Source organism: Arthrobacter sp. lap29, from assembly GCF_032458965.1.
In the GTDB taxonomy this organism is placed as follows: domain Bacteria; phylum Actinomycetota; class Actinomycetes; order Actinomycetales; family Micrococcaceae; genus Specibacter; species Specibacter psychrochitiniphilus.
On the sequence record NZ_JAUCEK010000001.1, the window covers coordinates 657997 to 673697 of the forward strand.

Sequence of the window (15701 nt, forward strand, 5' to 3'; positions counted from 1 at the left end):
ATTCATGCGGCTCTAGATCTCCCACTTGGAGTGATTATTGGATGGCGAGCATGAGCCGTTCGATTTCGGTGGGGTTGAATCCTGACCAATGGTCGTGCTCGTTGACCACGACGACCGGGGCTTGGGAGTAGCCGAGGTCTTGAACGTACTCGAGGGCAGCGGCGTTGGTGGTCAGGTCGACGACGCTGTAAGGGATGCCAGCATGGTCCAGACTGCGGCAAGTGAATTTGCATTGCTGGCAGCCTGGCTTGCTGTAGACCGTGACGATCATTATTCTCGCCTCACTCTCGGCTTCTGGTGTTGAATCCTGTGGGATTGCTAGTGGTGGTTCCGGTACGCGGTGGTCTTGTGTTGCGCCCAGCCGGACACGACGCCGGCGCCGAGCAGCTGGTCCAGCAGCCTAGCCAGGTGATAGTCGGGGTCGAAGGTCAGGGCAACGTGCATGTAGTTTGCGGCGGCCGTTCCCTTGCCTTTCCACCAGCAGATGTGTCCGAGCATCGTCAACGGGGCGGCTGCGTGGGTTGGGGAGGCGATGGTGAGCAGCTGCCGCAGCAGCTTTTCGGACCTGTCGATCCGGTCCCACTGCGGGGCTCCGTCCGTGGCACCAAAGAGTGTCACTGCCATGGGCTCGTTGATGCCGGGCATGTCGGCCAGGATCTGGTCGCGGAGCCCGACATGCTGCAGCCCGGCTAAGACCTCGGACAACTGCTCATGGCTGGGTTCGGCGCCGTGATCGATGAGTTCGGTCCACAACCGGTAGGCCGCGTGGAGGCCTTGGTCGGGGTTGGTGGCCAGGGCCTGCAACGCTGCCTCGACCGCGTCGTGGTCGACGGCGGCGAACAACTCGGGGATGGCGGGTGTGTCGCTGTGTTCGATGCGGCTGCCTTGGTAGACAAGTTCGGCGTTGAGCATGCTGGACTCGACGGCAGTCAGCGGGGTTTCCTTGCCGCACGTGGCGGGGTTGGCGCCGTCGTAGGTGGCGAAGGATTCAGGCCCGACGATCCACACGTCATGGACCAGCAGGCCGGCAGCCGACAACCGGCGCTTTAGCCTTTGGACCATGGCCGCAAATGGCTTTTGGAGTTCTTTGCCCCAGGGCTGGTGGGTGAAGAGTGCGATGAGGACGGCGGTGGCGTCGCGGTCGATGCCGATGGAGTGGGCGACGACGTCGGCGTAGTTCTCAGTGGGGCCTGTGCTGTTGGGGAGGTTGACTCGGAGGGTGGGGCCGAGTGTCTTGCCTTCGAGGGCGACGCAGACGAGGCTTTCCTTGGGCCAGTAGCCGAGGCTGTGGCCCATATAGCTGATGGCGTCGGCTGGGCTGCTGATTCTGATCGGTTCCATTGTCTTGCTCCTCTTGTGTGAACGGTGGCTGGTTGTTCGCGGCCGCCTGCTCTGGTGGTGCCTTCTGGTAAGAGGAATCACCGCTGGGTGTTAGGGGCCGGAGGGCAACTTGGGGTACCGGGCACGGGGCAAAAATTGTTTCGAGGAAATAAGCGACGCAGGAGCGCCGAGCAAGAATTTTTGGAGGAGTGGCCGGCGCGCAGCGCCCTGGTTGCGTGAAGGGCCCGCCCAGCGATGATGGGGTACCAGAAGGCGCAACGTGGTTGGGTATGTATTCATAGATCTCCATGGCGAAGGATCATTCGCTTGGACTGACCATTGAAAGCCCAGTGGCATTCATGCTAGTGAACTGATGTTTCGCTATTCAGGCCAGTCCATGGTGGTGCCTGGCCTCTGCGACGTAACTCGACGTCGGGATTGAACCTGAGGCGTTTGGCGGTGGCCGAACTGCCCGTGAAATCTACAGACCGAGGTGTGATGTCTCTATTGGCAACGTTGGTACTGCCGTGTTCAAAATTGGCGCGACAAAATCATCTGGGTCGTCCTCGGGGTCCCTCATTACCACCGGTTTGTGTGGTTCAAAGAAGGACCTGCGCATCAGCCGATAGGCTGGACGAAGGTCTAAGATATGAGCACTTAGTATCGCTACCGCGCAAACCGTAAGTCAGAAGCGCAACGCCCGACCGCTGGGCACCTGGATCTCAATACAGCTCGGGAGGCTATCTTTATGCCTTGCGGCGTGTAGAGGTGGAAATGACGACGCCTTCCGGCGGTGAGTTGCAATTATTTTGGGGTTGGAAATGGCAAATAAAGCTTGGTTGGTCTCGGCACTAGGATCCGTTCGTACTTACGGAGGAAACGAGGGTTACGACGACCATCCGGAGACGACTTATCGATGGGATAGCAATGTCCCCAATTCTTCCAAGCCAGCAGCCGGTGACTTTATCGTCGTGCGTGACAAATTCGTGAGTACCGGCGTCTCAGTCATCGATCACGTGAAGTCATCGGCAGGGGTTAAGACGCTCAGGTACTGCCCTGATCTGACGTGCAAAGCGTCGGACATTAATGAAAGGACAACGAAGAGCCCTAGATACCGTTGCTCGAAATGTAAAGGAGAGTTTGAGACACCTGTGAGCCGAATCGTCGAGGTGACCAAATACGTTGCCCACTATGAAGCTGCATGGACGGACCTTCGCGGCGTTTTTACGGCACGTGACCTCTTGATGATGTGTGAAGATCCTGGAGCTCAGTTCAGTATCCGTGAAATTGAATGGCAAAAATTTGCATCGGCAGTGCTGTCCCTGATAGGAACGCAATCTTCAGAAATAGTCGAACGTCGACACGATGCCATTGTTGGAGGACATAAAATCACGACAACGCGCATTCGGCGAGGTCAAAATGCTTTCAGGCAAGCCCTCCTTAAGGACTATGGTGCGGTCTGTGCTTTCACAGGGCCTGCCCCCGTGGATGTTTTGGATGCGGCTCACCTATATAGTTTCGCCAAAGAAGGCAAACATCATGAGCATGGTGGCCTTTTGCTTCGAAAAGACCTGCACCGATTGTTCGATCTTGGACGACTGGCCGTAGACCCGGATAGTTGTAAGATCAGTGTTTCAGACCTCGGCAACTACCCGGACTACGCACGTTTGAGCAATGAATCGCTTCACGTCAAACTCAAGCCAGCTCAAATTGAATGGTTTCGGCTTCATTGGAATGCGCACCGAGCGTAACTTCCAAGCGAACTTCGGATCCATTCTGGCCGTCAGTAGCTCAGTTGGAGCTATTGCGAAAAGTGCCTCCAGCACGGAATCGTGAACGGGCTTCTACAATTACTTCGTCAAAAAATCCGGGGCAGTACTGATCTCCCACCAGTAGCTTCCGATCTAGGAACATATTTCCGGATTCACAGGAGGTTTCGGATACAAGGGAACAACCGTGGCAAGCAGCTAGATTCAGAGCATTCATGCCTTGACCGCGGCTCTCTCGACAGATGGGGTCGTTTGAGCAAAGATCTGCATTTTCGATTGACTTCAGAAGGATTTTAGCCAGTCGATCCCTACCAGCAAGCCTTACCAAGCCTCCGAGAGTGCCCTCAGTATCGCCGGAGGCTGTATAGATCAGGATCCCGGCTTGAGGGTCGGCACTTCCGGGAAGGGCGTAGATCCGTTCGCGCAGGGACGACGCGGAGTATCCACTGGAAAATTCCAGTTGCCGGATGAGGATGTGAGCAAATGTATGGAGCATGACGTAGCGGGGAGTTGCTTCTGGCCGCCGATGCAATAGATTAAGGTTCAGGGCGCGTCGGGAAATATTTGCAACACGCTTGATGACTTGTGGATCGTTTTCCCACGCCTGAAGGCTTTCTTCCTTGAATGCGATGAAGATGCCCTCGCCAAACTGCTCGACGGCCGGATACCAGTCAAGGGCTGGAATCTTGCCGAGATCGACTCTCACGATTGTGGAGTCCTGCTTATAACGTCTGAAGCCTCTCATGGCTCTGACCTCTCGAAGCCTCCGCGCCCCAGCTACATGATCGATGTGGTTCGTCAGCGCAGACGTGGCATCCAGACTCGAGGCGAATTCCTCTCTTTTAACGTCAAAGTCTGGATGTTCATCGTGATCGTGGTCCACAAGGGCGTTTTGAAATGCGGACCATTCACCAACGAGTAAGTTTGCCGTAGCTTCCTCAAGCGTTGGGACTGTTCCAGCACGGCTCAACGCCAGGACAAGTATTTGTGTGACGCCGATGTCGGTGGCGATTAGCTTTGCGATCTGCTCTTCCGCTGGGCCACCTTCCAAACTCGCAAGCGAAGAGAACAAACGGTGCTCACGAATCTTGTCGCTTGTTTGCTCCGAGCGCGATGTTGTTTCGGGGATGTCTAGTGCCGTGACGATTTCAGGGATGTGGAGACTCGTTGAACCCCGCTGTACGGCTCTGAGTTCGGCAGCACAGGATGAATCGCCGACCACATACTCCCAGGGTTGAGCGCCGCGGCACCGGTAGCCGTCGTTGGACAGCGATTTTTCCCCTGATAACATTCCAAGATCTCTTTCGGCGCCGCAGGCCTGACAGGAAATATGAGTCTGGCTCAATGATTCGCCACGCCCTGCGGACGTGCTGAAGTGAAGCCGGTCCTTGGCTCGGCATTGTTTTTGCTCGTCAGTTTGTGCCCGCCGATGCGCCCAGGATTGCCAGTCGACTTCTTGAACGTGCCCCCCCGTTTCGCAGACGGCGACGAAGCGCATGGGGACCATTCCGTTGCCGCAAGCTTGGCAAGTGTTTTTGGCAATTCCCTGGACCCAATTCATGGAGTTACTCATGAGTAGGCATGACTGGCAAAATCTCCATTTGGGGAAGCGCCAATAGTCTAGGGATGGTGCGGGTTTGGGTTTCGACTTTCCAAATGCTTTGTTCTGCTTCTTGCCGGATGCCTTGACCGGGGCAGTCATGAATCCACTGACTCCAAGCTCGCGTTCTAGACGGAGGCATCGGAGGGGCTGAGGCCCGTAATTTGGCCACTTCGTGATGTCCGGTGCTATAAACGACTCGCCTAAGATATCAACGATTGCGCCTGGCCCGAATGGGTAGATAGTTTCCTGAAGACGCAGTAGCCTATCTTGATTTTTCATTGGGCTTCCTTTTCGCCAGCGACTGTAATCCGAACGGCTCTGTCGACATTTCGCATTGAGTTAATAATTGGCCACCCAACTTTTTCTTCACCGAATGATTTGGTGAGGGATGGGGCCTGTTTATCTTGGTAATGCAATTCTTCCGTGCCATGACTGTCTGCGGTGGCCCGTAGCTCCCATTCCTGTGTGAGCCGTGACAGCATGAGTGCGGTCTCCTCTGCTTCCGAGCTATCTGCTTTGGAGACGACTTCCATTATGCTGGCGACGGCCCGCTTAACAGGTGCATAGTCTCGCCGGAATTCTGCTGCGGCTTCATTAGCTTGCAGGTTGGTTGCCTGTCGGATGAAGGCCACGAGCACACTAGCTAATGTTCGTCTCCGCGATGATAGCGACCAAGGGGTGACGCTGGTCGGCTCGACATGTCGATATAGGGCTTGGTGATAGGCGCGAAAGCTCTCGTAGTGTGAGCGATCCCTAGGCTTGCCAGCTCTATAAAGTGTCACAATAATCCCTGGTACCTCGCCTCGACCTACTCGACTGGTGGCCTGGATGTATTCTGAGGTGGTTTTGGGCTGGCCGTTCATAAACATGGATGCGAGCCGAGGTACGTCAATTCCGACCGAAAGCATGTTCGTGCTGGCGACGACATCGATCGCGTCAGACCTGTCGTAGGGTATTGCGAGTCTGGATAGGGATTTCGGCAGCTCGTCGGCTGGGACCTGGCCTGTGAGCTCGGCTAGGCCGTCACTTCGCAGCGCACGTCCAGGGGAGATTGGTGATGATCGTGCTTTGAGGAGCGATTGGATGTCGTCTCGCACAATGGTGACTGTTCGACCCAATTCGCGCAGGCTGTTGTGGTAGGCAACTACGGTCCAGTATGCGTCTAGGTCTTGTCTATCTGTGGTAGTCAGCGCGTAAGGTGCTTCCAAGAGGGGGGTTAAGCCTCGTACCGTCGATGTTGCCTGCGTGAAAGCTTGGGGCATTAATCCCAGATAGACACGCCCGGGCCGGTTCTTATCGGGAATGGCAAAGTAACTGTCGTCTTCGTCAACGCCAGAAGGCGGGAAAAGCTGCACTTCCCTGGCCATCAGATTCTTAACCTGATCCTGAGCTGCACGAATGGTTGCAGTAGACGCGACGATCTTTGGTGATTTGCCGCTGGACTCAATGATGCCCATGACTGCGGCATCGAAGATGCCCACGGTAGTTCCCAATGGCCCCGACAAAAGATGAAGCTCATCTTGAATGATCAACGAAGGAGCATCATAGGCTCCACGTCCTAGGAGCACACCAGCTGCTGGTACGGCTGCCAGGCGAGCGAATTTGTCCACAGTTGCGAGCAAGATCGTCGGAGGGTTCCGGTAGATTCGTTCGTCGATAACTTCAACGGGTAGTTCGGCCCGGAATGGGCAATCCGCCGAGGGGCATCGCAATATTACTGACCCGGCATCGACGTTCACACCGTAGTCGGAATCGCGAGGTGATTTTTGTGCAGGCATGATCCGGTGACCGCACCAAGGACATGACTCGAGCTGGAATGGATTGTCGGGATTTTGCTTGGTGCGGGTTTCTTTGAACTGGGTTAGGGCTTCAGCTTCGGTGCCGGGGGTTGTATCGTTGCCGACCCACAGTCCGATGGAGAAACGTGCCATGCCTATGACACGGTCGTCGTCTCTGCGTAAGAGTTCCATTGCGCAGACCAGCGCGGCCGCACGCTGGAATTGCTGGGTTGTGAGAAGTCGTAACGTGTAACGGGTGACGACTGCAGTACCAGCGCCCTTATGTTTGCGGGTTATGCGGCGCCAAAAGATCTCGATTGCCGCTAGTCCTAGATACGCCTCTGTCTTGCCGCCACCAGTGGGAAACCAGATTAGGTCGACGAGTTTGTGATCGTCATGGGTTTCTTCAATGAGGGACTTGAGGCATAGAAGGATGAAACCAAGTTGGAATGGACGCCAGCGAGGCTCTAGCGCCTCCGCGCTTTCCCCTTCGGATTCTCGTGATTGAACCTGCCTTGACTGAATCATTTGGTCACGCATCGCGACCATGGACAAGGAGAATGCTCTCTGGACGTCGGGGGAATCAGCGAGAAGGGCGATGCTTTCTCGCATTCGGTTGACGGCCTTACCTTGGCGATCCAGAAGTCGATTGGCAGCATTGAGGTGCCTATCTTCGAGATCAGTTGTTTTGTTGTCCTGTCCAGTTATCCAAAATTCGTAGTCATCGACAAAGGACCTTAGGCCTTGGATTACGGGTGCTGGGTTTTCCTCGACCCGTGCGAGAGATTCGAGGTTGAAGACCTTGTCATCAGATTTTCGTGCCGTAAGGACGGGAACAGTGTAGGACGGTAGCGGCTCCATGCGGACGGTGACTGGACCATCAATTGGGCTGGTCCACTCAACGGCGATCCCATGTCCGACAGCAAATATTTCCTTGTCCCTGTACCGGAGGGCCAGCTCTTCTTCTTCCTCGTTAAGGTTGAGTTCGTCGGTCGATTCGTACGGGAGAATCGATCCATTTTGGGACGCTACGGTGCATCCGATTTGGTAGATGGCGTCCTCGGTTTTAGTGGCGTCTTTTTCGTCTCGCCCAATCCGAACATTGGAGACTGAAAGGGTGACCAGCCACCTACCGCCTAGAGGCCTCCACCGGGATGAAACTTGAACTTCGTAGGCGGGGCTGCCGGGTGCGTCCCAGTAGCTTTTAGTTTCAGATAGGGAGAAAATGAATGGGCCATGTTGCGTGCGCCGCCACGAGTGTGAATCGGCGCCTCCGTCTTTTGCCTCGTCCTCATAGGTACCGAAGGAAATCGTGCAATCGAGAGCCTCCCCATCGTGTATGAACGAGAGGGATGCCGAAGACGGTTTCCATGAATTTGAAGTTTCGATCGTTGGGTCTTCGGTGTCGCCCGGATCGACCGCTTCATCCGGACCTGCAATGGTGTCGAAGTCCCAAATCAAAGGATCACTTGCTGGATACAGGGTGCCAACTAGATACGTCCGGTCAGGACGTGAATGGAGCACCTCGGCTTTGCCACCAACAGGTCCGACGTAACTGTTCTTTAGAAACTCAACTGTCTGCTCTTGCCTTGCTGTTGCATCCATTAATGTGCTCGCTTCAGTATTTGTTCGACGGAGATGGATTGCATTACGTTCCATGCATTATCTCCGAGGGCAACCCAGAGGGAGACACTTGCACGAGTTAGTGCAACGTAAGCCCGCGCTTCAGCCTCGGATGAGTCCAAGTCGTCAAGGTCGACGACAAGCACATGATTTGATTCCAACCCCTTGAATTGGGCAGGCGTTGCAACGCTGATAGTTCCAATTTCAGAAGTGTAGGTGAGTGTGGACCCTGAACTCGACAGAGGCAGTGCGCTTGCACCGGGAGTGGCTGCACAAGTGATGATTTGGATATTGCCGATGGTGACCGATTCGTGGTGAAGATACTTTAGCCAGTCTTCCACCAGTTCACGGAACCGTTTATGATCATTTGGACGGGATCGGACGGTCTTGACCTTTGGCCCAGCGCCCACGCGGGGAATGCCAAGGTCCGATCCCAAATGTAGCTGGATCCAGTCTATTATTGGACCAGTGTTTCGAACGTTGTCACGCAATTTGGCGGTTACTGGAGCCCATTCTCTGAGAATCGCATACGAATCGTCATCAAAAGATCCATCGACGTGGGCTTGATTATTGTTGTCGAGGAACATCCACCAGCGTCCTTGTTCTAAGCCGCCAGTGAGGCTTTCATCCAGGACTGCAAGATCATCAGTGTTGATTAAGTCTTGCCCTTCATCAATAACCAACGCGTCAAATGGGCCCTGGGATATCAGATGTTCGGGAGGAAGCACAAAGACCTGTGATTCTGCCAGTGATCTGCTCGCATATTCTCTCAGTCTTGGTGATTTGCATGTAAATGCAGTCCGATAGCCCGAGTCGGAAAAGCGTCGTGCCCACTCGATGCCCAAAAGAGTTTTTCCTGTGCCGGCCCCGCCTTCGACGCGAACGCGGCTATTTTCGGAGAGGACCTCCATGCTCCTGGCCTGATCACCGAATAGCTCTGTCATCTCACCGCTAATGCGGCCCTCTTCGTCGACAAGTCTGCGGATCCTGTCGAAATCTCGTCTCAGAACACGTCGGATTCCGGCCATGTTTCCTGCAGGATTTAGCGTGCCATTTCTCGGATTTGTCCTAGCTTTCCGAGCGGATCGATCAAGTACTCTTTTGAACAACTCGGGGGTTCTGATGTCGGCTGGGCCAGCCCATTCCCAACTTCCCCATTCGGGATCGGACGGTAAGTCTTGATCGGGGGTCACTACCAACGCGATGTCGTTGATGAAGTCATCGACCTGCGCGCTGAGGGACGTTCTGAGCGCAAACATGGCACCCTGCGCCTGTTGCCATGGTGATTCAGGTTTCGCGTTCGTTTGCCCGAATCGATTCGTGAACTGCCAGAGGCCATTCACGCGGCTGACCCGACCTCCTTTCACTTCAACGACTATGACGGCACCATTCCAGAGCACTACGAAGTCGGCTTCCCCCATTCGTTTAGTTTCGTGCGCAGGGAGATGAACTGAATGGTAGGCCACTGCATCATCGCTAGGGATTTTGTCGAGCAGCTCGGCGATGCGCCGCTCTGCGCGACTATTTTTGGGATTTATGAATTCAAGAGGGGGAATTAGGCGCATCAGTTCGACCCATTCCAGAATTGTTCGTAGTCTCGGTAAGCCAAATTCCTACCGAGGTTGGTAATGCTGTCTTGGAGATCCACTATGAGACACTCATCAGAGCCGCCGTTGAGGCGGCCACGGAGTCCGCGTCCGACCATTTGCATGTAAAGTCCCGGGCTGAGAGTTGGGCGGGCGATATAAAGTGCTCTGACCAACGGTGCGTCGAATCCCTGTGTTAGTACATCGCAATTAACGAGGACCCTGGTATCACCTCGTCTGAAACTATTGGTGATTCTTCGACGCTCCTGAGGCCGAGTTGTTCCGCTGATGGACGCGGCAGATATGTTCATTGACCGGAGCAACGCGGCGCTAATCTGTGCTGACAGCACAGAGGAAGTGAAAATAAGGACTGGCCAGTCTTCTGGGAGTTGAACGACGTGATCGATGATGCGCGTGGTGCGCTCCTCGTCAGCTTCGATTTTTGCTAATACAGTGGCCGACAATTTGTTGAACTGAGCCACGGCATTCAGTTCCTTTTGGTCTAGCTCAATATTTGTCCCATCTAGGACCTGCCGGGTGACGCGAGAAAGGACGCCTCGCTTCTGCAATTCAGCGATTGGATCGTCACCGAGAGAGTTCACGAGATTACGACCGAAACGTGCTGCCAACCTATCGGTAGCTTCGGGCTTCCGGCCTTTGAATGGCGTAGCTGACAGTCCAAGTAGTGGACGACTGTGGTGCCGACCGTCGACCCCAAGCCAGGTGAAGATTCTCGTGTACCTTTGGGATTCGCCAGCAACGTGGGCCTCGTCGACGATGACGGCTGTGGGGATCGCGAGCCAGTCGTAGTTGGGGTTGTTGACTATCGACGTGTCCAATTTTGCGTCTGTCACAATAATGACGCTGAGGTTCGTGTCTGGTTCACTGACATCATGCTTGCTCCACAGTCGCCCAATGAGTAACGCTCGCTCGTCCGAAAATTCGCGCCAGACCTCACTCCAACACTGAAATGCTTGTTCGCAGAGCTCGGCAGTAGGGGCGATCCATAGAATCGGACCCTGGATCTCTTCGGCAAGGAAGGATTTAACGATCGATTCGACTGCCACTCGCGTCTTACCAGCTCCGGTGGGGAGTTCAATCATGGCCTTTCCAGAAGAGCCCCCCTCAGTGCGAAGTATCTTTCGAATCTCTTCCGACGCGGATTCTTGATAGTCATGGAGAGGTTTAAGGCCGGGCCTGCCCAGAACCAATTCTGAGTTGGGGATTGTGGCTTCACGTTCTCCCGCGAATTGTGCATCAAATCCGAGATCTCTTACGAATTTTTTGGCGCTTGAGGACCCAGCCCAGTTCTGCGGGATGACCAGCGACTTGGCTGCAAGGTCGTCGGATAGTTCTTTAAGAGCATCGGACCCATGAACGTCGAGGAATATTTTGGGGATGGCGGATTCACTGGTATCTGCGCCGAGCGCGTTAAGTGCAGCAAGCAGCCCGGAGGGAAGTTTTGTGCGAAGATTCTTTGTGCCGACCAGAAGTTCGAGTCTGGCTTGGTCCGTGCTGCACGCAAGCGATGCCGTTCTGAGTTCCTGGACTGCCGCGCGGTCGCGCTGACGCAGGATGTCGTCGATGTCGCGAGAAGCGAGTTCTGATTCGAACTCGAGGCTGATCGATTCCAAAACGTCGTGGTCTGTGGCGCTATCCACGACATACATAACGCCGCCTTCCAGGGCAAACTGTGCTGGTCGATCCTTAGTGCCGTCTGGCGTAATCACCCTGCGAGCCAGCCCTGCGCATCGAACCAAATCTGTCTCGAGTACGGCTCGCGACACAAAGTCTCTAAGCCCCAGGAAGACGTCGCCGATCGCCTCAGCGTCATTCGGCTCGCTTACATTGAGCGCGAAGGAAATTGCCTCGCTGGCGAGACGGCAATCTGACCCGGCCAAGATTATGTCGCGATGCTGCGCATTTGGGCAATAGATATATGGGCGTTCACCTGTTTGTAAGTAGTCAAGTTCTTCTGGTTCGCAGGCAACGTACACATCCGATGCCCTCGCCTTTCGTACGGCTCCGTTGACGACTGCCGGTATCAGGGACGGGCGCTTACCTGCACCGGTGAGGGCCAGCAACGCGCTGGAAATCAAGTGGCATAGAGTCTCGTGATCACGCGAATTGGCAATCGTGACCGGATGATCGCGCTCAAGAAACTCAAGCCACGTTTCGAGGGGCATTTGATCGAGATTGTCGACAAGGCGGAGTTTTCGTGCTGAAGGCTCAAGAGACACGGGTAAGTATCTTGTGTACTCAGTCAACGCCGGTGAAAGGGCAGCTGAAGGCCGTCGGTGACCCCACAAGGTGTCGATCAGTCCAAATTCCCTCGCGGCCCAAATGTCGGGGGCGAGCACCATTGCGGCAGGAATATCTCGGTCATAACGGAAAGCCCATTCCTCCGGACCAGTGCCTGCTTTCAGGATTTGTGCAGTCCAGGCTCCGAGACCCTTCATTTCCGTCTCAGGGTCAAATTCCAGAAAAATGGAAATTGGCCCGGGAGCGTATTCATCGACAAAGCGAGCGCTTAACGCCTCCGAAGCCGGCCTCTTGGGTAGTTGTCTGCGATACTCCCGCTCTGCCCAAGAACGGTACTCTGCAAAGATCTCTTCCTCGATGACTGGGTAACGGCTGTCTACGCCCGTTATGACGCCAGCTGCTTCAGCCAGTGGGCGGCTGTGGAAACTTGGGTCGAGGGCTCGAGCAGGGTCTTTGATCGTTACTCCCGTGACTTCTGAATTAACAACTCTTTCAGCTGGCTGCCAGGACCCAGCCAGCGTCATGACCTTAATCATTCCGCCGAGGCTGATATGTCGCTTGAGAATAGTTTCTGATTGCCGTTCAGAGATGTCCAGGAACATGTCCCAAAGTTGTTCCCATTTCGCGGCAGTGGTTTCGTCGTCGCACTGGGACAACAGAGCTCCAATAGCGGATTCGGGCGCCACTTCTTTGAAGCCTAATTTCTCGAGAATCGACCGATTCTCCGGTTTCGCAAGGAAAATTGCGGAAACTGTTGTGAGGCCGTTGATAGGCGGGTAGTCATTCGCAGGCAGAAACACAGTCTTGCTGTCTGAGATCCTGACAAATCCCTCAGCTGTCGGCACTATTCTTGCTTCGTAAGCTCTATTCCTGGCGGCGACGTCCGGGATATTACTAGCTATGCGCAGAGCCGAACTGGCATAATTCAAGTCCCCAGAGGTTCCAAGTTCTGTCAGCCACGTGGCTAAGCCTATAAAGTCCACTCCAGGGTAGGTCTGACGGCCATCTGGACCGGAAGTGACAGAATCGTCGAGAAACAGTTCACGAAGACGCAGATAGCGGGTACCTGACGTGAAGCAAGTCCAGTGGGGGACTTGGCTGTCGGTGTGGGGGGAACTCTGCCAAAGGGCATGCATTTTTGCCCCTGGTTCTCGGCCTTGCCAGGACTCATCAAATGAGAGAACCCGCAAGGAATCAGATTTTGAAAGGGTTCCTTGGCTGTCGGGTATGAGTGCGGCGCTTCTTGAGCGATACGGTACCCGCGTGGTCAAGATTTCATCACCATAACCGCGGAACTCGCGGGCACGGCTGGGCAGGTAATCCAAATGTCTTGCTGGGTCTTCCTTCGTGCGGAATCGGGGAGCCGCATCAAGAAAGATATCAACGAAGACATCCAGTATCTCCTCGTTGTATTTGTTGTACAACATACTCGTTCGATCATCGTTGACCGCCCAGGGGGCATTGAAGATCCCCCACGCGGTGGTCTGTTCATCCAAGGGATAGTAGGCCCAGAATGATCCCAAACGACCGGCCATCGCCACGTCGAGCGGAGCCGCGTAGGCAATTTTTATTTCAGCTCGGGCGACAGTTTCGGCAGCGACTTGGAGGGCTGCGCTGGAAGGCCGATGCATGTGTTCTACGACTAGCCAACGTTCGGCTTTCTTGGAAGGACGGTGAAGATTGAACTCATTATTATCAAGCTTTTGACAGAGGTGTTCGTGCTGATACAGCTCAGTGGTCGTCCGTCGGTCCTCCATCACGAGCGCACTGACAGTATTTGCAAAAAGGAGAAATTCCGTTGGGAATTCCCGAATTTGAGTCGCCAGACTTTCCTGGCCGCCGTCAAGTGGCATTTTGATGATCGTGGAGGCCCAGCTTGCAAGTTCAGCCAGGACTGTGTCAGATATCATTGCAGCCGAAGCATCGAAAACAGTCGGTATTCGGAATTTGGGCGTTCGCTGTCCCGGAACTGATACTGAGCGCAGGGCTTGCTGTGCCGCTATCGAATTGAACTCGAAAGAGACTGATTGGCTTAGGATCTGGGCATTGCTGGTGATTGCCAGAATCGATTTAAACCCCAGGCCAAACCTGCCGATTTCGTCGCCGCGTTTGTCACTAATGTAGGCGTGAGTGACTGCATCAATGCCAGCCTCATCAAAGGGCCGTCCCTCGTTAGCGCAATACAGTGCGTCGTCAGTCAAAACGACCGCGACCTTTCCGCGGCTATCGTGGCGGAGCAAGGCGTCAGCGGCGTTCTGCACAAGTTCTAGGACTTGACGTTTGGCATACCCTCCGGTGCGGAAAGATTCTTCCTGATTGGCATGTTCGCGGAGTAACTGCGGATCAGCTTCGTATGAGGAGACGGCAGCACGTAATTGATTTTCAATCTGCGCAACCAGTGACTCGTCAGTTTGGTGCCAAAATTTTTTCTTCATGTCCTCATGTGCCTGCTCGCTGCCAGCCAATTTTCCGGTCATACCAGTTTCCCCCAATGCTTGCCGATACTCTGAAACCCATTTACTGGGTGATACTTCTACTAGTATGCAAGTTATCTTGGCCGAGGCATGTACGTAGTTGTTTGGTGGTCCGATCTTCGACGGATCTGCGGCAAGTTTGACCGGTACTTCGCTGCGTTTGAGCGGCTTGGACTCTTCCGGACCGGGAATTGAAGAAGTCCGTAATATACCTGTCTTGCGTCCCGACGAACCCGAATTTACATAATCGATTACGGTTGGACTATGAGGAGAGCGGGGGGCTTCTTGCGGAAAAAGGGATTGTTTTGAAGCGCTTAAGTCAAGTCGTCTCTCTAAAGCAGAGGTGCATGGGCAGGCATTCCGTTACAAACAATCGAGCTTGGGCCCAGCCGAACGGTGCTAAGCGCGCTCGAAGCGAAATTATCCTCGTTTGACCCTGTGGAGCGACGGAAATGTAGCGGGTGGATGGCGAAGGCGTAAGCGTCGAGTGCTCAGGTAGTCCGAGAACGAGGAACGTCGAGAGAAGTACGGCTATGTAACCTGGGGCTGAATCGCCGGGGGGAGGACACAACCGCGACTAACTTGGTAACGATGTTCCTGACGCTCGACCATCGTCGACTATGTAGCTCGATTGAGATCACGATGTGGATGGGTCTTGGGGGGCGTGTCAACGAAACCGGTCCTTCGCTCGAAAGTACCTGGGACTTGCAGCTATTCTGGTGTGTGCGCGCATTTGGTTCTGCCAGTCATTCGTCGGTCCAGCAGCGCGCCTCGTTGTTGTCGCTTCGAGGATGACATCGCGTGAACATAGCGACTTTCAGTCGCCTCATGGAAAACAGTGAGGTTTGCCTATTTGGCTTGGGGAGAATATGGCTGTGAAAGGTCTAGGGAAAGGCCAGCATGACTGAGTTGAAGTTGATAGTTGATTCGGGTCTCGGAAGCGCCACGAATCTACCGTATGCCAAGCCTGTAGCAGTCGAATGGACCTGAGTGACAAAGCGCTGGGTACCTTTCGTTCCGTCCGCACTCGCGACGCTGTTGCCAGGGATAGAGACTGCTGGCAGTACTTTGCCATGAACCGGCTCGGGTTAGACAGCTCGGGAGAAGCTTTGTACGAGATTCGGTTTGCTGATGGCCAATGGATCCTTGCCGTGGCGGGGGACTTGCAGAGCTACGAATCGCCCGAAGCGTAGGATCGGCTGGCCCTTTGAGGTGAAATTCACTCTGCGTTTGGCACTCGGGCAGCGATGTCAGTGGTCTGTGCCAAGATAAGATTGTAACCGGAA

The 15701-nt window shown here is 54.6% G+C and carries 8 protein-coding genes; 2 read left to right on the plus strand and 6 right to left on the minus strand.

The window, feature by feature from the left end; all coding sequences use genetic code 11:
- Positions 1–34: 34 nt before the first annotated feature.
- A complete protein-coding gene (gene nrdH / locus RY113_RS02950) occupies positions 35–271 on the minus strand; it encodes a glutaredoxin-like protein NrdH (protein ID WP_315913280.1) in 237 nt (78 codons plus the stop codon).
- Positions 272–318: 47 nt separating this feature from the next.
- Positions 319–1341, minus strand: a complete 1023-nt coding sequence (locus RY113_RS02955) for a DUF4192 domain-containing protein (RefSeq protein WP_315913281.1) — start codon at positions 1339–1341, stop codon at positions 319–321.
- Positions 1342–2471: 1130 nt separating this feature from the next.
- Between RY113_RS02955 and RY113_RS02960 the strand changes: the two genes are divergently transcribed.
- Positions 2472–3071, plus strand: a complete 600-nt coding sequence (locus RY113_RS02960) for an HNH endonuclease (protein ID WP_315913282.1) — start codon at positions 2472–2474, stop codon at positions 3069–3071.
- A gap of 40 nt (positions 3072–3111) precedes the next feature.
- On the opposite strand, the gene RY113_RS02965 is transcribed toward RY113_RS02960, so the two are convergent.
- Genes RY113_RS02965 through RY113_RS02980 form a run of 4 tightly spaced genes read right to left on the minus strand, consistent with a single transcriptional unit; the run spans position 3112 to position 14418 of the window.
- The gene (locus RY113_RS02965; RefSeq protein WP_315913283.1) at positions 3112–4971 is read right to left on the minus strand and encodes a DUF1998 domain-containing protein; all 1860 of its coding nucleotides are present in this window, start codon (positions 4969–4971) and stop codon (positions 3112–3114) included.
- Positions 4968–8129, minus strand: coding sequence for a helicase-related protein (locus tag RY113_RS02970; protein ID WP_315913284.1), 3162 nt, complete (start codon positions 8127–8129; stop codon positions 4968–4970). Before RY113_RS02970 ends, RY113_RS02965 begins: the two co-directional genes overlap by 4 nt.
- Positions 8075–9658 (minus strand): NERD domain-containing protein, encoded by a 1584-nt coding sequence (locus RY113_RS02975; RefSeq protein ID WP_315913286.1) that lies wholly within the window; start codon positions 9656–9658, stop codon positions 8075–8077. The genes RY113_RS02970 and RY113_RS02975 overlap by 55 nt, the downstream gene beginning before the upstream one ends.
- Positions 9658–14418 carry a DEAD/DEAH box helicase gene (locus RY113_RS02980; protein WP_315913287.1) on the minus strand — a complete coding sequence of 1587 codons (4761 nt, stop codon included), beginning with the start codon at positions 14416–14418 and terminating at the stop codon, positions 9658–9660. The genes RY113_RS02975 and RY113_RS02980 overlap by 1 nt, the downstream gene beginning before the upstream one ends.
- A 977-nt stretch (positions 14419–15395) precedes the next feature.
- Here RY113_RS02980 and RY113_RS02985 point away from each other — a divergent pair.
- Positions 15396–15608, plus strand: coding sequence for a hypothetical protein (locus RY113_RS02985; RefSeq protein WP_315913289.1), 213 nt, complete (start codon positions 15396–15398; stop codon positions 15606–15608).
- The last annotated feature ends 93 nt before the right edge of the window (positions 15609–15701 follow it).

Excerpts from the sequence above, each read along its gene's own strand:
- nrdH (WP_315913280.1), bottom strand. The coding sequence starts at position 271 with ATGATCGTCACGGTCTACAGCAAGCCAGGCTGCCAGCAATGCAAATTC.
- RY113_RS02985 (WP_315913289.1), top strand. The coding sequence starts at position 15,396 with ATGGACCTGAGTGACAAAGCGCTGGGTACCTTTCGTTCCGTCCGCACT.
- RY113_RS02970 (WP_315913284.1), bottom strand. The coding sequence starts at position 8,129 with ATGGAACGTAATGCAATCCATCTCCGTCGAACAAATACTGAAGCGAGC.
- RY113_RS02975 (WP_315913286.1), bottom strand. The coding sequence starts at position 9,658 with ATGCGCCTAATTCCCCCTCTTGAATTCATAAATCCCAAAAATAGTCGC.
- RY113_RS02980 (WP_315913287.1), bottom strand. The coding sequence starts at position 14,418 with ATGACCGGAAAATTGGCTGGCAGCGAGCAGGCACATGAGGACATGAAG.
- RY113_RS02965 (WP_315913283.1), bottom strand. The coding sequence starts at position 4,971 with ATGAAAAATCAAGATAGGCTACTGCGTCTTCAGGAAACTATCTACCCA.
- RY113_RS02955 (WP_315913281.1), bottom strand. The coding sequence starts at position 1,341 with ATGGAACCGATCAGAATCAGCAGCCCAGCCGACGCCATCAGCTATATG.